Source organism: Jeotgalibacillus proteolyticus, assembly GCF_050107735.1.
Lineage (GTDB): Bacteria > Bacillota > Bacilli > Bacillales > Jeotgalibacillaceae > Jeotgalibacillus > Jeotgalibacillus proteolyticus_A.
In genome coordinates, this window is record NZ_JBNILO010000008.1 from 176551 (window position 1) to 196889 (window position 20339).

Below are 20339 nucleotides of genomic sequence, written 5' to 3' on the forward strand. Positions count from 1 at the left end.
CATTACAGCACTCAGCAGATTATATTAACTGTCGTTTCTTTGCAGGGATTCCCTTACTTTTACTGCCCTGTCAGGGAAATCCGTTATCACGCCTCCTAGACCCGCACCGATCCACATTTTAAGCTTGGCAGGATCATTTAATGTATACAATCGCACTGGTATGTTCATTCGTTGACAGGCGTCCATCAGCGCAGGCGTCATGACACGGTGATTGGCATGTATCGCATTAGCCGAAAGCGATGAAGCAAGCAGAGAAGGGTTCACCCCTTTTTTTGAATAAATGGGTGCAATAGAGACCGAAGCATCCAGCTCTCTGAGTCTTATTATGGATTGCAGATTAAATGACGAGTAAATAATTCTGTCGTCAAGATTGTACTCTGCAACTTTTTGCAAGACCTCTTCTTCCATTCCTTTATAATCCACTTTATCATTTTTCAATTCAATATTGCACAGCAGAGGATTCCCCCCAAGCCAATCCAATACTTCGTCCAGGGTGGGAACTTTATTGTTTGAAAACCATTTTTTCTTATTATATGAAGCATCCAGTGCCCGTATCTGCTTCAGAGTTAAGGATGCCACTATGCCCTTTCCATTAGTGGTTCGATTTACAGTTTCATCATGGATGACCACCAAATGGCCGTCTTTAGTACGCTGTACATCAAGCTCGATGCCATCGCATCCTGATTTTTCAGCTTCTTTAAATGCTTTCATCGTATTTTCCGGGTATAATCCCGAAGCTCCGCGATGAGCAAAAATCTGGCTCATTCTACCACACTCCATTTAAATCCTTATTCTATGTCATTACCCGCTCACAACAAAAAAACTCTCAATAGTTTTTTGATTTTCTTCCATGCAGCTATTTTGAGACAGGCTGTAAGACCTGTATTGTACCTTAACCTATTTTACGATCTCTTCCAGCACTGCTTTGTACGACTCCCTCAGCTCTTCTGTTCCCCACAAAAATAAATAGGAAGGTGCCCAAGAACTGCATTTAAGCTTTCGATCCCAATTGCTGATTTTAAGCATTTTTCTAAGTACTCCAACGCCTTAAGCCTCAAGAAATATATTTGCACAGTATAGAAATACGGAATATGTCTTTGAATGCATTTCAATCTAAAACGGTTAGTTTTAAGGTAAAATGCGTAAAAAGAGTTGAAGCTTTCAACAGGCATTATCTTTTTTAAGTGCCAAATATTTGCAAATATCAAATTACTGCCAGCCCCGCCATGTTTTTGAGTTCCAAACCCTTCTCTAGGCACTCCCGCATCTTCTAGAATGTGCAAACTTTTTTCCGGACCTCGATATCTCCTTGCAGATTGATCAATAGGTTGCAGAAGTAGTGAATCGCTAATTTATTTCCAATTAAAGGAATTTATTTTTTATAGGACTCCAGTCCATCCGAAATGTTTAAAATATCACTTTCATAATCAGGTTAAGCAGGATCGAGAAAATGATTAGACTGAGTCAGAATAAACGGAATGGAATTGGATATGTATAATGAACATTCTCCGATTTTAAGGAATAGAGCCCCTCAGAGGTATGCGAAGGACAGCAGATGATCAGTTTAGGGTCTTGCATGCATCCACCGCTTCCCATAAGAGCATGAGCAGTGTGAATTTCTTTTTTGCATACTCTCCGTCCCATGCTCCTTTAATAAAGAAATAATCGTTTGCTTCTACATCTGAGCCGTGCAGCAATTTAATAACAGGTCCATTAATCCCTTTTATTAAACACCATGCCAACCGGGGAAATGCCTTCTAAGAGTGAGCTTATGATCTTCATGCCAGCCTCCTGCTTTATACTTTTGGTCCCTTCAGTATATTTTTGGATTCCTGACATTACTCCCACTTCTTCTATAAAAGATTCTAAAATTAAAAAACGCCTCTAAACGGACATATCGTCAGTTACTAAAGGCGTATTGTATACTATGCAGTTTGATTAATACTCAGACTCTAACTCGCTTTATACTCAAGCCGCAGCTTATCAGCTACCATGGCGATAAATTCTGAATTGGTCGGCTTGGATTTAGCCACGGAGACTGTATAGCCGAACAGATTGGAAATCGCATCCACGTTGCCTCTGTTCCATGCCACCTCAATGGCATGCCGAATAGCACGTTCAACACGTGAAGCAGTTGTGTTAAATTTTTTGCCGATATCAGGATAAAGAACTTTTGTTATGGAGCCCAAAAGCTCAATGTCGTGATATACCATCGAAATTGCTTCACGAAGGTACATATAACCCTTAATATGGGCAGGAACGCCAATCTCATGAATGATTCCTGTAATGCTGGCATCTAAATTTTTCGGTTTTGATGCTGTTTCCCTTGGAACTCTGCGGGAGCTCGCATGCGATTGTACATTTTTGCCGCGCACCTGACGAATATTCTGAACTAGGTTTTCCATATCAAAAGGTTTAAGGATAAAATAAGCCGCCCCCAGCTCAACCGCTTTGGTGGTCACATCTTCCTGACCAAAAGCAGTAAGCATGATGACATGAGGATGTTTTGGAAGCTCCATCTGACGCATACGTTCAAGGACATTCAGACCATCAATGTGAGGCATGATAATATCCAACAGGCAGACGTCAACTTCCGTTTCGTTTAGAACCTCTAAACAATCCTGTCCGTTGTAAGCAGTTGCCACTACTTCCATATCAGGTTGATTCGCTATATATTGCTCTAATGTCGCCACCAGTTCTCTATTATCATCTACAATGCATACTCTGATTTTATCCACTTTGTAAATCCTCCTCATTCGAATTAATCTTCCCTACAAACCATTCGACATGCCAGATCAGAAACCCTTTCAGTTAAAAAATTTTTCTAAAAAACCATTGGAAATCTTATCTTTTCTCACAAATACTCTCTTTTTTGATATATTTCAACATTTTTAGACATTCTGTCGAATCAATCTATGTACAGTAGTGTACCATGAGAATAAAAAAATCACCAGATCATTTTGGGCATATTATGAAAACGCATTTAAATTAGTGCTTTAGAAATAGTTTTACTTTTTAAAAAATAAAAAAACAGGCAGAGTTCGCCTGTTAGAGATGCGTTCAAATATGGACTGTCCGAAAATCTAGGACTAAGAAGCCTTTTTTTGCAATGAGGTTTGGCCGCTTTGTTTAATCATTTCTTCAATGGTCAGTGCATAGCCGGATGTAGGGTCATGTACCAGCACATGCGTGATCGCTCCGACAAGTTTTCCATCTTGAATAATCGGACTGCCGCTCATTCCCTGAATAATGCCTCCGGTTTTTTCAATTAGCTTCTTATCCGTGATCCTTACCAGCATACCTGTAATTCCTCCAGGTGCCTGGGTTTTTGAACGAACAATTTCAATCGAAAAACGTTCAATTGTGTTATCCCGGAGAACGGTCAGCATTTCTGCCTTTCCTTCTTTAATTTCGGACTGCTTGGCTACAGAAAGTGGGCTTTTGAAAAGCTCATGAGCAGGTACATCCTGGAGGTTTCCAAATATTCCATATTGAGAATTCCGTGAAACTGAACCCAATATCGGGTCATTGGTTGAAAAAATGGCGATTTTGCCTCCCGGCTTACCGGAAATTCCTTTTTGAATGCCGTCAATATGAGTTTGCATAACGGTTCCTTTTCTCATATCGACTGCCCGTTTTGTTTCTGCATCTGCTACAACATGGCCTAAAGCTCCAAATTGTCCAGTTTGAGGATCAATATACGATACGGTGCCGATGCCTTGAGTGTGGTGACGGACATACAATCCCAATTGAGGAACCCCATCCTCATTAAACGTAGGATCCACTGATATTTTCTTTACTTTCCCGTCCCGTTCAATTTCAAGCTGAATATTTTTCTTTGTTTTTGTTTGCTGGGAAAGAACCTGTGACAGATCGGCTGCTGTGGATACCGACACTCCATTTATCTTCCTTAATGTGTCCCCTACTTCAAGTCCTGCTTTTGTCGCTGGCGTGTCTTCAATCGACGAATCATTCACTGAATGAAACCCGACGATCATGACCCCGTTTGTTTCTAATGAAATCCCAATCGATTGCCCGCCAGGAATTAATTTTACAGATGAAGCATGTATCGATTCGTCCATTGAAGGGAACAACAACAACATATTTATGCTCAAAATCATCAATACTTTATTAATTCTCAAACCATTTCCCCCCTTCTAGACTGCCGAGTACCTTCTTAATGTGAGCGAATGTGAAGGGAATTATCACAGACAAAAAAATAAAAAGCCATCCGAAAATGGATGACTTTGCATAATGGAATAGATACCTGCATGATTCGTTCATTATGTCTGAAAATGACTGGATAAACTGGCATTAAGATACCGCGGTTTTCTTTATGGAATGCGCAAGATCAAGCAATTCTTTTGCGTGACTGAGCGTAAGGTCCGTAATTTCAACCCCCGAAATCATTCGGCTGATTTCCAAAACCCGGTCCCGTTTCTCAAGCGGTTCTACATGCGTGATGGTCCTGTCATTTTTAACTTCTTTTGAAATAAACAGGTGTCTGTCGCTAATCGCAGCAACTTGCGGCAGATGCGAAATACAAAGAACCTGTGAATGAATCGATACTGCATAAATTTTTTCAGCAATCGCCTGTGCCACCCTGCCGCTGACACCGGTATCCACTTCATCAAATATGATCGAGGTAATCCCCTGATGCTTGGAAAAAATCGTCTTCAGCGCCAGCATGATTCTGGAAATTTCACCCCCGGAAGCTACTTTTGTTAATGGTTTTAAAGGCTCCCCTGGATTAGTGGAAATAAAAAATTCAACTGTATCCACTCCATCCTTTTTAAAGTGGAATTTTTTAGCATCACGAACAGCCGATTGATGAAACCGCACTTCAAAAATCGCTTTATTCATATGCAATGCCTGCAGCTGATCGTGAATTTCATCTGTAAGATTTTTTGCCCATTGCTGCCTTACAGACGTTAACTGATCCGCTTCTAATTGAAGATCTTCAATAATCGAAGCCCTTTTTAATTCAAGTTCTTTAATGGTGGAATCGCGATTAGTAATTGATTCAATTTCTCCCTCAATGGCTGCAGCGAAATGCACAATTTCCTCAATCGATGAGCCGTATTTCCGCTTCAGCTGATTAATTTCATTTAAGCGGTCTTCTATGACCTGCAGCCTGTCCGGATCAAATTCCAATGAATCAAGCTGCTGGCGTATGGATTGAGCTGCTTCTTCTAGCAGATAAAAACTGTTGGCAACACTTTCACTTGTTTTACCCAGTGCAGGATCAATTTCAGCTGATTGTTCTAAATTGGACATGGAAAGCCCTATCCAGTCAAGACCTTTTTGGTCTCCCTGCAACGCATTGTAAGCAGTTTGCAAAGAACTGAATAAACGCTCAAAGTTTGCGAGACGGGTTTTTTCTTCCATTAACTGATCATCTTCTCCAAGCTGAAGGTCCGCTTGTTCAATTTCATTAAATTGGAATTGTATCAAGTCAAGACGATGTGCCATTTGCTGTTCATCCTCAGTTAAAGCCCGAATTTGCCTCTGCACCTGTTCATATTCCCCAAACAGCTCAAAATAAGCAGATTTTGCAGGTGAAATATCCTGACTACCGAACTGATCGAGAAGAAGCAAATGCTTCGTTTCATCCATAAGCTCCTGACTTTCATGCTGACCATGTACATCAATCAGAGTGGATCCTACTTCTCTTAAGAGAGCAATCGTGACAAGCTTTCCGTTTACTCTGCACGCGCTTTTTCCTGACTGCGATATATCCCTCTTTAACAACACCATTCCGTCTTCAATGTCTATCCCAAGCTCCTCGCATTTCCCGTAGCACGGGTGATCATCATGTATGATAAAAATCCCTTCGATTTCCGCTTTCTTTTCACCGTGACGGACAAATTCTGACGATCCTCTGCCTCCGACGAGCAACTGAACCGCATCAATGATAATGGATTTACCTGCTCCCGTCTCACCTGTCAGGACGGTTAATCCTTCTTCAAGAGATAGAGAAAGTTCATCAATAATGGCAAAATTTCGTATAGATAGTTCCTGTAGCATGTCTCTTCACCTCAATCTACTAAAGCATATCGATAAATCGCTGAGAAATGATGGAAGTATCCTCTTCCCGTTTACAGATAATTAAACACGTATCATCGCCGCAGATCGTCCCCATAATTTCATCCCAGTCCAGATTATCAATTAATGCGCCGATAGCGTTTGCATTCCCAGGCAGTGTTTTCATAACAAGAAGATGTCCTGCCCCATCAATACGTACAAAGGCATCTGTAAGTGTGCGCTTTAGTTTTTGCAGAGGATTAAATCGCTGATCTGCCGGAAGGCTGTATTTATAACGGCCGTCAATCAGAGGAACTTTTACCAGGTGAAGCTCTTTAATGTCTCTGGAAATCGTTGCCTGAGTAACTGGAAAACCAGCGTTTTTAAGCTGGTCTACTAACTCATCCTGTGTTTCAATATCATTGTTGACAATGATTTCTCTTATTTTAATGTGACGCTGGCCTTTATTAATCATTTTTTTCACTCCAGGTTTCATAATGAATATTTATACTTTTATATACGTTTATCCTAACGTATATAAGGAAATTTGTACATTAAAAGCAGGGATGACATTTTACTTTTTTAAAAAAGCCGGCCGAAACCGTTCCTTAACCTTGTGGTAAGGATGCGGTTTGGGCCGGCTCTTTATTTTACTGCTTTAAATTCATTATGCGCCTCTTTTACGATGCCTTTAATATCGACATCAGGAAGTTGGCTTAGCCTTGAGTTTCCAGTCCATCTTAAATGAAGAAGAAATTCAATATTCCCATCACCGCCGGTAATTGGAGAATGCGTTGCATCGGCAATTTCGTAACCCTCTGCAGCAGCGAATTCAGTAATTCGGCTTAAAACTTCTTCATGGATGGCAGATTCTCTTACGATCCCCTTCTTGCCTACTTGTTCCCTGCCTGCTTCAAATTGCGGTTTAACAAGGGCAATAATATCACTGTTATTCATAAGCAAGGTTTTAAGAACCGGCAATATGATCCTCAAAGAGATAAAGGATACGTCGATTGATGCAAAATCAGGTGCACCATTTGTTAATGCCTCCGGAGTTAGATAACGGAAATTAGTTTTTTCCATTACAACAACTCGTTCATCCTGACGAAGCTTCCAGGCAAGCTGATTGCTCCCTACGTCAACAGCATAAGACATTGCAGCCCCATTCTGAAGAGCGCAGTCTGTAAAACCTCCTGTAGAGGAGCCTACATCAATCATCCTTTTACCCTTAACATCAATATCAAAATACTGAAGCGCTTTTTGAAGTTTCAGTCCTCCTCTGCTTACATAGGGAAGAACGTTTCCTTTTATTGTAAGGACCGTATCTTTAGGAATTTTTTCTCCCGGTTTGTCCAGCCGTACTTCATTGGCATAAACAATCCCGGCCATAATGGACCTTTTTGCTTTTTCGCGGGTCTCTGCCAGTCCCTGATCAACCAGCATAATATCGATTCGCTGCTTTTGTACTTTCATGATTACGCCCTTTGCTGTTTTACTGGAGCAAGTGTTTGAATAACTTCAACCGCTCTGTCGTCCGTGAGATTAATTTCTTCTAATAATTTATCCACGCTTCCGTGTTCAATAAACTGATCGGGAATCCCCATTCGTTCTATTCGTACATGTTCTGCGCCATGGTCATGAGCAAACTCAATCACTGCACTGCCAAATCCGCCTTGCAGAACGGCTTCTTCTATTGTTAGAATCGGCAGGCCTTCAGCAAATAAATCTTTCAGCATGGCTTCATCAAGCGGCTTAATAAAACGCGCATTTACAATTCTTGCTGATATGCCTTTTTTTGCAAGTTTTTCTGCAGCACTTTTAGCAAGAGGAATGGTTGTTCCAAATGTAAGGATAACCGCATCAGTACCAGGGCTCAGGACTTCCCAGCTGCCAATTGGAATAGTTTTAAGCTCTTTATCCATTTTGACGCCAAGTCCATTGCCTCTTGGATATCTCATGGCAATAGGGCCTCCATTGTATTCGATCGCAGTATTCACCATATGCTGCCCTTCATTTTCGTCCTTCGGCATCATTACCACCATGTTTGGCAGATGTCTTAGAAAAGCAATATCAAAAACACCCTGATGTGTTTCACCATCTGCTCCGACTAATCCTGACCGGTCAATGCCTATAAAAACATTCAGGTTCTGCCTGCAGATATCATGTACTACCTGATCATACGCCCGCTGAAGAAATGTTGAATAAATCGCAAGAAACGGCTTCATATTTTGAGTGGCAAGTCCAGCAGAAAGTGTAGTTGCATGCTGTTCAGCAATTCCTACATCAAACATTCTGTCAGGGAACTCACTGGCAAACCCTTCCAATTTTGATCCAACCGGCATGGCGGGTGTTACTGCTACAATTCGTTCGTCTTCTCGAGCCAGTCTTCTCACTGTTTCACTTACTAAAGAACTCCAGGCAGGAGCAAGATTTTTTGATTTTATTAAATCGCCTGTGTCAATCTTATAAGGGCCTGTACCATGCCAAGTCCCCACGGTATCCGTTTCTGCCGGATTAAACCCTTTTCCTTTTTTGGTTATAACGTGAAGGAGAACGGGACCTTTTGTTTTTTTAGCATATTGAATGTTTTCTTCCAATTCTTCAAAGTTATGGCCGTCCACTGGTCCAAGATAAGTAAAGCCCAGCTCTTCAAAAAACACTCCTGATACAAGAAGATATTTTAAACTGTCTTTCACACGCTCAGCGGTCGTCGCAAGCTTCCCGCCGACTGCTGGAATTTTTTTAAGGAGATATTCTAATTCATCTTTAGCCCAATTATATTTCCCAGCTGTCCGCAATCGCCCAAGTACGCTGTGAAGCGCACCAACATTTGGTGCAATGGACATTTCGTTATCGTTTAAGATAACGGTCAGATCCTTTTTCTCATGCCCTATATGATTCAGCGCTTCCAGGGCCATACCGCCCGTTAATGCGCCATCACCGATGATCGGCACGACGTAATTTGAATCTCCTTTAATATCTCTCGCAATCGCCATGCCCATTGCAGCCGATAGTGAAGTGGAGCTGTGTCCTGTCTCCCAGACGTCATGCTCACTTTCCACCATTTTAGGAAAGCCGCAAAGTCCTTTGTATTGACGAAGAGAGCCGAATTGGCTTCCTCTTCCTGTTAGTATCTTGTGGACGTACGACTGATGACCGACATCCCAAAGCAATTTATCTGTGGGGGAATCGAAGTGCTTGTGAAGAGCCAGTGTGAGTTCCACCACACCAAGATTCGGTCCTATATGCCCTCCAGTTAAAGATAAATTCTCGATTAAAAAATGGCGAATGTCTTCACTCAGTTTTTCAAGTTCTTCTTTCCCCATATTTTTTAACAGGGACGGATCCTTTATTTTTGAAACATCCATCGGGATCACTCACTTTCATCCAGGTTAATTATCCTGCTGATTTTTCGATTTGATTTTCTTTGTATCTTTTATTATAACAATATGTAGCTTTTCCTCAACAAATTGTAGGGTTTTGCCGACCTGAAATATATTATTTCGGGAAAATTTGATGAATAATGACTCGCCGAGTGCTTTGCCGCCTATCGTCAGTGCAGCGACTACAGAGATCAGACCGGTATATAAACTGTTTTCCAGCCGCTGCAGCTGGATATTGATGATCGTGGCAGCTGCTCCGCTTATTATACCCGCCATGTCTCCAATTACATCATTACAAAAGCTCGCAAACTGGCCCGCATTGCGAACAATACGAACCCAATGGCGAGCATTCTATACGTTATTGGCAGCCATTGTATAAAAAGGCTTCTCATCCGCTGCTGCAATGCCCAGCACATCAAAAAATACACCGATAATGACAATCGCAAGAAACGACCAATCCAATGGTCCAGCTTATCTGTTTTAGAACACTTGTGGATGCAAGCGAAAAAATAGCCGCTAACACAGCTGTGATAACGGCTATACTCATACTCCAATTTAGTGTTTTATGTACGTTATAGACCGCAAGCTAAACCAAAAGTTGAACTCCTAAAGGCAAGATCAGGTACTTCACCGATATGGCCTTTAATGGATTTTTAGCCCTTTTGACAGGAGGCCAACTAGAATACTGCACCAACCAATTAGTCATTAGTGTAACATAAATTATCTTTTTTTTTTAGCCGGAAGCTTATGAACTGCGCGTGGCGATCATGTCCGTAATGGAAAGAAGAAGACTTTTTTCAAACTGAAGCAGCTGTAACCTGCTTTTTGCCTCTTTTATATGAAAGTCCAGCTTTTGCTTTGCTCCAGCCATTCCCAGCAGCGCGGGGTACGTGCTTTTGTTTCTCGATTCATCGCTTCCCACCGGTTTCCCAATCTCTTCTTCTGTTCCTTCAACGTCGAGAATATCATCACGGATCTGAAATGCCAGACCTATATGCATGGCAAATTGTTCAAGATGGCGAAGCTGAGTTTCTGTCGCTCCGCTGATTACGCCGCCAGCGAGCACTGCAAATTGCAGCAGTCTTCCTGTTTTTCTATAATGAATCGATTCAAGCTCGCCGATTGTAAGTTTTTTATTTTCCCCCTCAATATCTGCTACCTGTCCCCCAACCATTCCTTCAGGACCTGAGCATCTAGCAAGTTCGCTGATCAGTCTCACTTTTTGTTCTGAAGAAAGGCTGCTCGCAGTAATTAGAGAAAAACTTTGCGTCAGTAAGGCATCACCCGCAAGAATAGCAAGCGCTTCACCGAACACAATATGATTAGTGGGCTTCCCCCTTCTTAAATCATCATCATCCATACTTGGAAGATCATCATGAATGAGAGAATATGTATGAACCATTTCCAGTGCTGCAGCTGTTTGCAGTCCTTTTACACATTCTTCTCCAAATGAGTGGATGGTGGCTAAAACAAGAATCGGGCGTATGCGCTTGCCTCCTGCATCAAGTGAATAGTTCATTGCTTTTTTTAACGAATCCGGAGCACTTGACTGATGTATTGCTGCAGCCAGTTCACGCTCGACCTCTTTTTTGTAATGTTCCACAAAAGATTCTAAAGTCGTCATGCCGGGTCTTCTCCTGTCTCCAGGTTAAGAGGCTTCTCACCATCTTCAGTCATAACGGTTGCCATTTGTTTTTCTGCGTGCTGAAGCTTATCATGGCATAGTTTAGAAAGGTCCATGCCCTTTTGGTATATGGTTAAAGCTTCTTCAAGTGGCACATCTCCTTCTTCCAGCTTTGATACAATCGTCTCAAGTTCATTCATAGCTTCTTCAAATGTCAGTTGCTTTTTTGCTGTCATTTCACTTCACGCTCCTTGACTTCTTTAACAGTGCATAATAAATCTTTAGAAACGAGCGAAACACGGATTTCCTGCCCGCTTGCAACGGCTGATTCATCTTTAATTAGTTTATCTTCTTTATCATACACCAAACTGTAACCGCGTTTCATAACTCCCAGTGGACTAAGCGCCTGCAAAGTTCCAAGAGCCCCATTAAACTGAGATGATTTTTGTTTAAGGATTTCATTCATGCGATAGGAAATTAAGCGATTATGTGATTTAAGACGTTCTTTTTGAACTGAAATAATTTGATTTGGGTGCATGCGTTCAAGTCTGTGATCCAGACTTTTAAGGGTTTCAAAGCGGGATTCTGAAAGCTTATATACTTCTCTTTTCATTTGAAGCATGAGTCTGTCGAGCCGTTCCATCTGCTGCTGGTAAAGCCTTTCGGGTTTTTTGAAAATAATGGACCCTGTAAGGATACTCAGCTGATGTTTTTTGTGTTTCACCAGTTCATTCATCGCTCTCATATTTCTCATTTGCTTTGTCATCAGCCGTTCCCGCACTTCATCAATATGAGGCACTGCCATCTCTGCTGCTGCTGTTGGGGTTGGAGCACGGTAATCAGCTGCAAAGTCAGCGATAGTGGTATCCGTTTCATGCCCCACAGCAGAAATTACCGGGATGGGAAAATTCGCGATTTTCCTTGCCACCGCTTCTTCATTGAAGGGCCATAGTTCTTCAATAGACCCGCCGCCTCTTCCCACTATAAGCAATTCGAGTGAGGGATCTTTTTGGGCTAAATCCATTGCCTTCACTATGCTGCCAGATGCTTTATCCCCTTGCACAGAAGCTGGAAATAACTTTAGCTTTGCAATGGGATATCTCCGCTGTACAGTGGTGATAATATCCCGAATGACAGCACCTGTTGGAGAAGTAACGACGCCGATTGTCTTAGGATACAATGGCAGGGGCCTTTTATGTGAAAGATCAAATAACCCTTCCTTTGCCAGTTTCTCCTTTAATTGCTCATAGGCTAAAAAGAGAGCTCCAACCCCTTCAGGCTGCATGGATTTTACATATAACTGATACTGACCGGAGGCTTCATAAACTGAGGCGTCCGCTGTAATAAGCACCATCATGCCGTTTTCAGGGGTGAATTTTAACTTGCTGCTGTTAGCAGAAAACATCACAGAAAGAATTCTCGCTTTGTCATCCTTTAGGGTAAAATAGCAGTGCCCGCTTGAATGTCGTTTAAAATTGGAGAGTTCACCCTGTATATGAAGATTGGTCAGGTGAGGGTCTGCATCGAATTTCTTCTTTATGTATTTCGTTAATGCATGCACAGTGAGATATTGTCTTTCGCTCATTCGATATTCACTTCCCTTCTCAACTTAGCTTACCTAAACGAGGTCTGTTATTTCAACAATTTAAACCAGCCTCTCCACTAAACATCTCTATATGCAGGGAGTACAATGATATATTATGTCTATTTCTTCAATTTTTTTATAACAGTGCTTCATGCATCGCACCCACAGCAAAGGAGCCGGCTTTAAATGGCCGGCTCCTGGAGAATGATTCATAACTTGAATTAAAGTGAATGCTTTTCCGCTGAGGTAACGGTATTAGCGAGCAGCATTGTTATGGTCATAGGACCTACCCCGCCAGGTACAGGTGTAATTGCCCGAGCCTTTGAAGAACATCCTTGAAAGTCAACATCTCCACACAGCTTACCTTCGTCATTACGGTTCATTCCAACATCAATGACGACCGCTCCCTCTTTTATATGTTCTTTTGTAATGAGTTCTCTTATTCCAACTGCAGCAATTAAAATATCTGCCTGTTTTGTATGGTATGCCAGGTCCTTCGTTCTGGAATGACAGTATGTAACTGTAGCATGTTCCTTTAAAAGCAATTGTCCCATCGGTTTTCCTACGATATTGCTTCTTCCCACAATTACAGCGTGCGCTCCTGACAGTTCGATGTTTTCATATTTAAGCATTTCAATGATTCCATACGGTGTGCAGGGAACAAATCCATCTCCCCCTGTCATTAATCGTCCAGCATTTATGGGATGAAACCCGTCTACGTCTTTTGAAGGATCAATGGTTTCAATGACATTCGTTTCGTCAATATGAGAGGGGAGAGGCAGTTGAACCAATATGCCGTGAATGGCAGGATCATTATTTAATTCAGTTACTTTATCTAAAAGTCCCTGCTCTGATATATCTTCATCCAGCCTGATTAAAGTAGAATATATTCCGTGTTTTTCGCAGGCTTTTTGTTTCATGGAGACATATGTTTTAGATGCTTGATTATCTCCTACTAAGACGACAGCCAGTCCCGGAGTAACGCCGGAATTTTTTAGGGTCATGACTTTATTCTCAATTTTATCGCGCATATGCTGAGATATTTTTTTTCCATCAATGATTGATGCAGACATTGAAATTGCCTCCCCGTGAGTTTAATCCCGTGAATGCAATGTACCTAAGATCTTAGATAGAACCCCATTCACGAATTTGCTTGATTTGTCATCGCCGAAACGCTTGGATATTTCGACCGCTTCATTCAAAACAACATTATGAGGTACATCTTCATTTTTATATAGTAATTCATAAAGTGCTACACGAAGAATATTCCGGTCTACCCGTGCCAAGCGCTCTAACTTCCAGTGCTGTAGATGGTCCTGAATCATGGTATCAATTTTTTCTTTATGTTCATTTACTCCAACCACTAATGATTCAAGATAGTCATCCTGTTTTTCATTTTCTAATACATTTTCAATAGCCTCAAGTGGCTCCATCTCATTCATGTCCATTTGAAAGAGGGCCTGAAGTGCTTTTTCCCGAGCCGTTCTTCTTTTCATTGCTTCATAAACTCCTTCACTAATTACGTTTGATTCCATGTCATAAAAAGATCATAGCATAAAATAACCGCACCGCATAACGGAACTTTGCTGATTCATTATTTTCGTAAAAATGAAAAAACAGGCGCATATTCACTATGCACCTGTTAATCCGTTATTCTTCTTCGTTTTCATCCTGTTCAATCTTTTGCGATTCAAATTGAATACCCACAACGTGAATATTTACTTCCTCTGCTAAAAGGGCAGTCATGTTTTTGAGTGTCTGCCGTATATTGTCCTGGATTTTTTGAGCAACAGAAGGAATGGAAACACCAAACTTAATGGTGCAGTAAACATCTACTACGATGCCTTCTTCTCCAAGTTCAACTTTGACACCTTTGCCATGATTCTTTTTGCCAAGCCTTTCCACAACGCCTGAAGCAAAGTTTCCTCGCATCTGGGCGATTCCCTCAACTTCTGATGCAGCGATCCCGGCAATGACTTCAATCACTTCAGGAGCGATCTCAATTTTTCCAAGCTGGTTATGCTCTAAGCTGTTCATTTGCAAAAGCTGCGGTTGATTTTCAGCCATGTAATCGACCTCCTATTTAGTCCTTTTTAGCCATAATATCATAGGTCTCTAAAAATTTCGTGTTAAAATCTCCACCTGCAAACGTTTCATGATCCAGCAAGCGCATATGGAACGGAATGGTTGTATGAACACCTTCAATTACAAATTCATCAAGCGCCCGTTTCATTTTTGCAATTGCTTCTTCTCTTGTGGCTCCATGTGTGATCACTTTTGCAATCATTGAATCGTAATAAGGAGGGATTATATAACCAGGATATGCAGCAGAATCAATTCGTACACCCAAACCGCCCGGCGGCAGATACATTTCTATTTTTCCTGCCGATGGCATAAAGTTTTTTTCGGGATTTTCAGCGTTAATTCTGCACTCGATCGACCATCCAGAAAATGTCACTTCGTCCTGAGTTAAACTTAATGCTTCACCTGATGCTACGCGAATTTGTTCTTTTATTAGGTCCACACCTGTAACCATTTCAGTAACCGGATGCTCGACCTGGATTCGTGTGTTCATTTCCATAAAGTAAAACGATTGTTCTTTCGGAGCATAAATAAACTCTACTGTACCTGCTCCCGTATATTTTACTGCCTGCGCTGCTTTTACTGCGGCTTCTCCCATTTGAGATCTGATCCCCTGATCGAGAGCCGGAGATGGCGTTTCCTCAAGCAGCTTTTGAAGTCTGCGCTGAATGGTGCAGTCTCTTTCTCCCAGATGAATCACCGAGCCATGATTATCAGCCATTACCTGAATTTCAACATGTCTGAAGTCCTCTATAAATTTTTCTATGTAGACTCCCGGATTGCCGAAAGCTGTTTCAGCCTCCTGCTGGGTTACTTTTATTCCTTTAATAAGATCAGCTTCACTGCGCGCTACACGGATGCCTTTCCCGCCGCCGCCTGCCGTTGCTTTAATAATGACTGGATATCCCATATCATTAGCAAGATCAATTGCTTCTTCCTCGCTTTTTATAATTCCTTTTGAACCGGGTACGATTGGTACTCCTGCTTTGCGCATTGTTTCTCTGGCAACATCCTTTGTTCCCATTTTGGAAATGGCTTCAGGACTTGGCCCAATAAAGATAATATTACATTCACGGCAGAGCTCTGCAAAGTCCCCATTTTCAGCTAAAAAGCCATAACCCGGATGAATAGCGTCAGAGCCGGTAAGTTTTGCAGCGCTAATGACATTAGTGAAATTCAGATAACTGTCTTTGGAGGTTTTGGGTCCTATACAGATTGCTTCATCTGCCATTTGAACGTGAAGGGCTTCTTTATCTGCTTCAGAATACACCGCCACGGTTTCAATATTCATTTCATGACAGGCACGAATAATCCGTACAGCAATTTCTCCCCGATTGGCAATTAATATTTTTTTGATCATTCGTATTCTCTCCTAACTATTCCTTCACAAGAAAAAGTGGTTGGCCATATTCAACTAGCTGGCCGTCTTTTACTAAGATCTCAACAATTTCCCCTTTAACTTCTGCTTCGATCTCGTTAAACAGTTTCATTGCTTCAACAATGCATACCGTAGAGTCTTCGTTTACTTTTGTCCCGACTTTTACAAAAGGCTCAGCATCTGGTGAAGATGCATGATAAAAGGTGCCTACCATTGGGGATTTAATTTCAATCGTGCCTTCTGCAGCAGGAGCTTCTGTGTTGTGCTGGGTTTCAACTTCAGCTTTTGCTTTTTCAGCAGGTGAAGAGGCAACAGATTCAACTGGCGCCGTCTTTACCTGCTCTGTTGCAATTTCAGCTGCCGGCTGCTGCTTAGCAGACTGCACCTGTTTTTTTAGTTTAATTTTTTCACCATCATTTTCATACGTAAATTCATCAATTGTAGATTGATCAATTAGTTTAATAAGCTCTCTGATTTCTTGTACTTTTAACATAGTGGACACTCCTTGGCCTTTAATAATAAATTAGTAGCAGCTGCTAATATCATACGTTAATTTATTGTTTAAATTCAACAGCCACCTGAAAAAAAGTCATATACAGGTGAAATGGCTTACACTGTTGCCATTGTAACATACTAAGATAATGTTAGGTCAGTTTGGTTTGGGCGGTTGAGAGGAATGTGCTTCTCAAATAAAAAAAGAAACTAGCCAACTTGCGCTAGTTTCAACACTTTTGCTATTCTCCTGGCTGGAACTCTACATGAACCACCTTCGATTCTCCAAGCTCTTTTCTTCCTAATTGAATTAATTCATTGGCAGCTTCCTTTGAATGACTGTTGTCGGCTGATTTTACGGAAATAATGATACGATCTTCTTCTGACCGGACTAGAGCATCTTCATAGCCCATGCCTTTGATCATCGTTTCAATCATCGCTTCTTTTGTTTCAAGGTTTGTTAAATCATTAATTTCGGTGAAGGCTTCGTTTTTCTCGTCAGCCGAAAATTCATTTGACGCCACTTTCGTTCTTAATTGATCTTTAAGAGCATTTCGCTGATCCTGCACTTCCATGCGAAGCACCTCAAACATCTCATCTTCTACGGCTTCTGCTGAAACATCCACATCATCTTCAATTACCCATTCTTCCCCATCTTCTCCAAGCACCATATCTGCTGTGTCATCCGGCATAACCGGTGAAGCCTGGTCTCTTGGTGAGGTCACATAATATACAGACAGGACTACAACCAAACTAACCATTGTTAACAGCCAAACCGTTTGTTTTTTCAGCATTATTCGTCACGACTCCTTCTATTGGGTTGAAATAACTGCCACACGGTGAGTGGAGATATCCAGCACACGGGCAACTGATTCTGTTATCCATTTTTTAACCTTTATATGATCTGCTCCTTCTGCCACGATCATGACACCCAGAACAGTTGGCTTTTCTACATAACTTAAAATGGGATCTCCATTTTGCCCTTGATTCCCGAGAACAAGTTCCCTTGTGGAGGAGCGTCGATCCATGGAAGATTGTTCATTCTCCCTCTGGTCAGCAGATTGATCCTGCTGGAGCGTTTCATTTTTTTCATATATTTTTCGTTCACTTGTGGCCAGATTGACCATCACATTTACCTCGTTTGTACCAAGTGCTTTTTTCAAAATATCTCCAAGCTGCTTTTCAAGGTCCTTTTCCATGTCCGCTATGGATTTGTCGCTTGAAGCTGCATCTTCACTGACAGCGGCAGCCGGGTTGGAAGGAAGCTCCTGAGCAGGAGGTTTCGTTCCCTGCAGCAGCATCATTAATGCGCCTGCTACGATTAAGATCATGACCAGCTGGAGTTTTCGATTTGACGTCGGATCTCTGGAGGAAGCAATCCAATTCCTCAGCTTGTCCCATCCCTTTTTATCTGCCACAGTTTCACTCCCCTATATGCGTTAATGTAATGGATTCCGCCGGCACTCCCCATTCCTCAGCCAGCAGCAACAGCAATTCCTGTTCGTTATCAGAAGTAATTTGTGACAAACTGTTTAACTCCACCTCTACCTCCCCCTTGAATTCTTCTATTGACGAGTCATTCGGCCAGACAGTCACATTTGAAAGCTCGGTATTAAACTGTTCCAAAACAATTGGATTGACCTGTTTTGCCAGCTTGTCTGATACCTCACTCCATATGTATGATTGATGTTTGTTATTCATGTCATGAATCATTGCCTGACCTTCTTCTTGTTCAGCTGCAATGCTGTCTTCAATTTGTGAAAAGGGAACTGTGACAATTGATTGCTCATTCCGAAAAAAATAAAACAACGGCTCTAAAAGTAATATAAGCAGAAGCCCCCCAAGAGCGAGTCGAACAAATGGCCTCCAGGAATTTGAAGGAATCAGTAAATCTGACAACGCCATCAGCACTACTAGTACCAATAGATTAATCACCCATTGATAAACGGCATCCATAGCTTTTCACTCCTTATCGAATCATCAATGGAATATTGCTGACAATCATCAGAACGACAATTCCCAGCAAGAACATAATGGATACTAATACCAGTGCTCCGCAAAGATGAAAGAGTCCTTTGCTGACAGCATCGACAGCCTGTACCATTCCAGGGTGGCCCAAGGGCTCCATAACGACAGCACATATTCTATACATAAACGCGATAACAAGAATTTTTAATGCTGGGAAAAGCACCATGGTTCCTAAAACTAATGCACCAGCCAGACCAACCGCATTTTTAGCCAGAACAGATGAGGCCAGCAAGAGATCTGTTGTGTCTGCTACAACTTTTCCAATGAACGGAATAAACTGACCTGCAATGGTTTTAACGGTCTTGGCTCCCACACCATCTGCTACAGACGTTGTCACTCCCTGAACAGAAAAAATAGACATATAGATCATGACAATAACGCCTAAAAGCCAGATCCCGACCTGTCTGCACAGTCCGGCCATTTTTGATGTTTTAAAAGAAACAGATATCGTATCCACAATATCAAGGAGAATAGAGAGCACAAACAGCGGTACCAGAAAGTACTGCATAAGATAATGGCTGAATTGAACGATAAAAAGAAGAATCGGGTGGGAGGCAGCAGCCGTTGTGATGCTCCCGGAAAGTGTCAGCATGGCCATATACAAAGGCAATAGAGCATACATAAAATCCGCCATCAGATCAATTGTTTCATTCACATATGTCACACAAATCTGGACGCTTTCAATCACAATCATGAGAAGCAGTCCTGTCATTGCTACTGAACTGACAGATGCTACACCATTCGATGAAAAAGATTGCTGGAGTGTTTGCAGTATCGACCCGATCACGAGTAGCAGCAAAAGCCAAAATATAATATGCGCCTGCTCAGCCACCTCGTGAAAAATAAAACGCATAATACCTGAAAACCATTCCATAATGCTGCTTTTCGGTTGAAAAACTATGGCCAGCAGATCATGTTTAGTAAGCGAAGGCAAATATTCACCGTAAACACCGGTCAGCTGATCCCAAAATCCCAGCCACGCTTCATGATCCTGACCTTCGAGCTGCTCATTTACCTGCTGGTTAACTTGTTCATTTACTTGTTCATTTAGATTTTGAGATGGAGTTGTCTGTTGATTGATACCAGGCTGAGCGCTCATGAAGCTGATCATCCTCTCATTGTGCTCCGGGTAATAATGTCAGCATTCTTTGAAGCAATTCGTAGAAGATGGGCAGCGCAATCATTAAAATAAATATTTTCCCTGTCCACTCTACAATTGTTGCCAGCAGCTGCTGACCGGCACCCTTTAAAAGATGAGCACTAGTTTCCGAAATAAAAGCGATCATTAACACTTTAATAAGTGTAGATATATATAAATCCATTTGGGGCAGGTAAGCAGAAAAGCGCTGCACCATTCCAAGAACCAGCTGAATGGAAAAAAACAACTGAGTTAACAGCATGGCAGCAGCGCACAAAGATAAAAGCATCGAAATGGCTGGGGATTTCTCCTTTAACATAAGCGACATAAAACCAGCTAAAAAACAAATTCCGATTGTTCTCAGCAGCTCATCCATTGGGGGCTCCTATTCATAAAACATAAAAACTGAGCGAATAGTGGTAAAGAAAGAATCCAGCGCCTGCAGCACAATAAAGAGAACGTATAAAAACCCCGCAAAAGCCAGCCACTGTGCAAAGTCCTTTTTTCCAACCTGGTCTAACACTGTGTATAGAAGCGCAACTACTAGTCCTACTCCTGCGATTTTAAATAAAGTGTCAATGTCTATTGCCATAGATATCGCTCCT

General features: G+C 41.7%; 23 protein-coding genes. All 23 read right to left on the minus strand.

The genetic code is table 11. The annotated features are described in order from the left end of the window. Window positions 1-24: 24 nt before the first annotated feature. The 23 genes from ACQCT8_RS13550 to spoIIIAC all read right to left on the minus strand — a co-directional run bounded on the left by ACQCT8_RS13550 (window position 25) and on the right by spoIIIAC (window position 20326). Complete coding sequence (locus ACQCT8_RS13550) at window positions 25-765, minus strand: glycerophosphodiester phosphodiesterase (RefSeq protein WP_426871934.1); 741 nt, start codon at window positions 763-765, stop codon at window positions 25-27. A gap of 794 nt (window positions 766-1559) precedes the next feature. Next, window positions 1560-1742, minus strand: coding sequence for a hypothetical protein (locus tag ACQCT8_RS13555; RefSeq protein WP_426871935.1), 183 nt, complete (start codon window positions 1740-1742; stop codon window positions 1560-1562). Window positions 1743-1952: 210 nt separating this feature from the next. Continuing rightward, a complete protein-coding gene (gene spo0A, locus ACQCT8_RS13560; protein ID WP_426871936.1) occupies window positions 1953-2738 on the minus strand; it encodes a sporulation transcription factor Spo0A in 786 nt (261 codons plus the stop codon). A 351-nt stretch (window positions 2739-3089) separates the two neighbouring features. Further along, complete coding sequence (spoIVB, locus tag ACQCT8_RS13565) at window positions 3090-4142, minus strand: SpoIVB peptidase (protein ID WP_426871937.1); 1053 nt, start codon at window positions 4140-4142, stop codon at window positions 3090-3092. A gap of 172 nt (window positions 4143-4314) precedes the next feature. Then, window positions 4315-6027 carry a DNA repair protein RecN gene (gene recN / locus ACQCT8_RS13570; RefSeq protein WP_426871938.1) on the minus strand — a complete coding sequence of 571 codons (1713 nt, stop codon included), beginning with the start codon at window positions 6025-6027 and terminating at the stop codon, window positions 4315-4317. A 19-nt stretch (window positions 6028-6046) separates the two neighbouring features. Then, window positions 6047-6496: a transcriptional regulator AhrC/ArgR gene (gene ahrC, locus ACQCT8_RS13575; RefSeq protein WP_278239794.1), complete on the minus strand. Its 450-nt coding sequence runs from the start codon at window positions 6494-6496 to the stop codon at window positions 6047-6049. A 173-nt stretch (window positions 6497-6669) separates the two neighbouring features. Then, window positions 6670-7497, minus strand: coding sequence for a TlyA family RNA methyltransferase (locus ACQCT8_RS13580; RefSeq protein WP_426871939.1), 828 nt, complete (start codon window positions 7495-7497; stop codon window positions 6670-6672). A 2-nt stretch (window positions 7498-7499) separates the two neighbouring features. Then, a complete protein-coding gene (gene dxs / locus ACQCT8_RS13585) occupies window positions 7500-9392 on the minus strand; it encodes a 1-deoxy-D-xylulose-5-phosphate synthase (RefSeq protein ID WP_426871968.1) in 1893 nt (630 codons plus the stop codon). Window positions 9393-9416: 24 nt separating this feature from the next. After that, window positions 9417-9683 (minus strand): hypothetical protein, encoded by a 267-nt coding sequence (locus ACQCT8_RS13590; protein ID WP_426871940.1) that lies wholly within the window; start codon window positions 9681-9683, stop codon window positions 9417-9419. 469 nt (window positions 9684-10152) lie between these two features. Continuing rightward, window positions 10153-11031, minus strand: a complete 879-nt coding sequence (locus ACQCT8_RS13595; RefSeq protein WP_426871941.1) for a polyprenyl synthetase family protein — start codon at window positions 11029-11031, stop codon at window positions 10153-10155. Then, window positions 11028-11267: an exodeoxyribonuclease VII small subunit gene (locus tag ACQCT8_RS13600; RefSeq protein WP_426871942.1), complete on the minus strand. Its 240-nt coding sequence runs from the start codon at window positions 11265-11267 to the stop codon at window positions 11028-11030. Before ACQCT8_RS13600 ends, ACQCT8_RS13595 begins: the two co-directional genes overlap by 4 nt. After that, a complete protein-coding gene (xseA, locus tag ACQCT8_RS13605; RefSeq protein WP_426871943.1) occupies window positions 11264-12616 on the minus strand; it encodes an exodeoxyribonuclease VII large subunit in 1353 nt (450 codons plus the stop codon). Before xseA ends, ACQCT8_RS13600 begins: the two co-directional genes overlap by 4 nt. 221 nt (window positions 12617-12837) lie before the next feature. Then, entirely contained in the window at window positions 12838-13689 is an 852-nt protein-coding gene (gene folD / locus ACQCT8_RS13610) for a bifunctional methylenetetrahydrofolate dehydrogenase/methenyltetrahydrofolate cyclohydrolase FolD (RefSeq protein WP_426871944.1), read from the minus strand. 21 nt (window positions 13690-13710) lie between these two features. After that, a complete protein-coding gene (gene nusB, locus ACQCT8_RS13615; RefSeq protein ID WP_426871945.1) occupies window positions 13711-14112 on the minus strand; it encodes a transcription antitermination factor NusB in 402 nt (133 codons plus the stop codon). Window positions 14113-14266: 154 nt separating this feature from the next. Then, window positions 14267-14683 carry an Asp23/Gls24 family envelope stress response protein gene (locus ACQCT8_RS13620; RefSeq protein ID WP_426871946.1) on the minus strand — a complete coding sequence of 139 codons (417 nt, stop codon included), beginning with the start codon at window positions 14681-14683 and terminating at the stop codon, window positions 14267-14269. A gap of 16 nt (window positions 14684-14699) precedes the next feature. Continuing rightward, the gene (gene accC, locus ACQCT8_RS13625) at window positions 14700-16058 is read right to left on the minus strand and encodes an acetyl-CoA carboxylase biotin carboxylase subunit (protein WP_426871947.1); all 1359 of its coding nucleotides are present in this window, start codon (window positions 16056-16058) and stop codon (window positions 14700-14702) included. A gap of 16 nt (window positions 16059-16074) precedes the next feature. After that, a complete protein-coding gene (gene accB / locus ACQCT8_RS13630; RefSeq protein ID WP_426871948.1) occupies window positions 16075-16569 on the minus strand; it encodes an acetyl-CoA carboxylase biotin carboxyl carrier protein in 495 nt (164 codons plus the stop codon). 241 nt (window positions 16570-16810) lie between these two features. Further along, window positions 16811-17362, minus strand: coding sequence for a SpoIIIAH-like family protein (locus ACQCT8_RS13635; protein WP_426871949.1), 552 nt, complete (start codon window positions 17360-17362; stop codon window positions 16811-16813). 18 nt (window positions 17363-17380) lie between these two features. Continuing rightward, window positions 17381-17986, minus strand: coding sequence for a hypothetical protein (locus ACQCT8_RS13640; protein ID WP_426871950.1), 606 nt, complete (start codon window positions 17984-17986; stop codon window positions 17381-17383). Between the two features lie 4 nt (window positions 17987-17990). Beyond that, window positions 17991-18524, minus strand: coding sequence for a stage III sporulation protein AF (locus tag ACQCT8_RS13645; protein WP_426871951.1), 534 nt, complete (start codon window positions 18522-18524; stop codon window positions 17991-17993). 13 nt (window positions 18525-18537) lie between these two features. Next, on the minus strand, window positions 18538-19695 hold the full coding sequence (spoIIIAE, locus tag ACQCT8_RS13650; RefSeq protein ID WP_426871952.1) for a stage III sporulation protein AE: 1158 nt from the start codon (window positions 19693-19695) through the stop codon (window positions 18538-18540). A 16-nt stretch (window positions 19696-19711) separates the two neighbouring features. Beyond that, complete coding sequence (locus ACQCT8_RS13655) at window positions 19712-20110, minus strand: SpoIIIAC/SpoIIIAD family protein (protein ID WP_426871953.1); 399 nt, start codon at window positions 20108-20110, stop codon at window positions 19712-19714. Between the two features lie 9 nt (window positions 20111-20119). Beyond that, the gene (spoIIIAC, locus tag ACQCT8_RS13660) at window positions 20120-20326 is read right to left on the minus strand and encodes a stage III sporulation protein AC (protein ID WP_041059197.1); all 207 of its coding nucleotides are present in this window, start codon (window positions 20324-20326) and stop codon (window positions 20120-20122) included. Window positions 20327-20339: the final 13 nt, after the last annotated feature.

Coding starts and splice junctions, on each gene's coding strand:
- ACQCT8_RS13590 (WP_426871940.1), bottom strand. CDS start 9,683: ATGGCGGGTATAATAAGCGGAGCAGCTGCCACGATCATCAATATCCAG.
- xseA (WP_426871943.1), bottom strand. CDS start 12,616: ATGAGCGAAAGACAATATCTCACTGTGCATGCATTAACGAAATACATA.
- ACQCT8_RS13635 (WP_426871949.1), bottom strand. CDS start 17,362: ATGCTGAAAAAACAAACGGTTTGGCTGTTAACAATGGTTAGTTTGGTT.
- ACQCT8_RS13595 (WP_426871941.1), bottom strand. CDS start 11,031: ATGACGACTTTAGAATCTTTTGTGGAACATTACAAAAAAGAGGTCGAG.
- dxs (WP_426871968.1), bottom strand. CDS start 9,392: ATGGATGTTTCAAAAATAAAGGATCCGTCCCTGTTAAAAAATATGGGG.
- folD (WP_426871944.1), bottom strand. CDS start 13,689: ATGTCTGCATCAATCATTGATGGAAAAAAAATATCTCAGCATATGCGC.
- nusB (WP_426871945.1), bottom strand. CDS start 14,112: ATGAAAAGAAGAACGGCTCGGGAAAAAGCACTTCAGGCCCTCTTTCAA.
- ACQCT8_RS13600 (WP_426871942.1), bottom strand. CDS start 11,267: ATGACAGCAAAAAAGCAACTGACATTTGAAGAAGCTATGAATGAACTT.
- accB (WP_426871948.1), bottom strand. CDS start 16,569: ATGTTAAAAGTACAAGAAATCAGAGAGCTTATTAAACTAATTGATCAA.
- ACQCT8_RS13655 (WP_426871953.1), bottom strand. CDS start 20,110: ATGGATGAGCTGCTGAGAACAATCGGAATTTGTTTTTTAGCTGGTTTT.
- ACQCT8_RS13620 (WP_426871946.1), bottom strand. CDS start 14,683: ATGGCTGAAAATCAACCGCAGCTTTTGCAAATGAACAGCTTAGAGCAT.
- ACQCT8_RS13580 (WP_426871939.1), bottom strand. CDS start 7,497: ATGAAAGTACAAAAGCAGCGAATCGATATTATGCTGGTTGATCAGGGA.
- spoIIIAE (WP_426871952.1), bottom strand. CDS start 19,695: ATGAGCGCTCAGCCTGGTATCAATCAACAGACAACTCCATCTCAAAAT.
- accC (WP_426871947.1), bottom strand. CDS start 16,058: ATGATCAAAAAAATATTAATTGCCAATCGGGGAGAAATTGCTGTACGG.
- ACQCT8_RS13550 (WP_426871934.1), bottom strand. CDS start 765: ATGAGCCAGATTTTTGCTCATCGCGGAGCTTCGGGATTATACCCGGAA.
- ACQCT8_RS13645 (WP_426871951.1), bottom strand. CDS start 18,524: ATGGATGCCGTTTATCAATGGGTGATTAATCTATTGGTACTAGTAGTG.
- recN (WP_426871938.1), bottom strand. CDS start 6,027: ATGCTACAGGAACTATCTATACGAAATTTTGCCATTATTGATGAACTT.
- spoIIIAC (WP_041059197.1), bottom strand. CDS start 20,326: ATGGCAATAGACATTGACACTTTATTTAAAATCGCAGGAGTAGGACTA.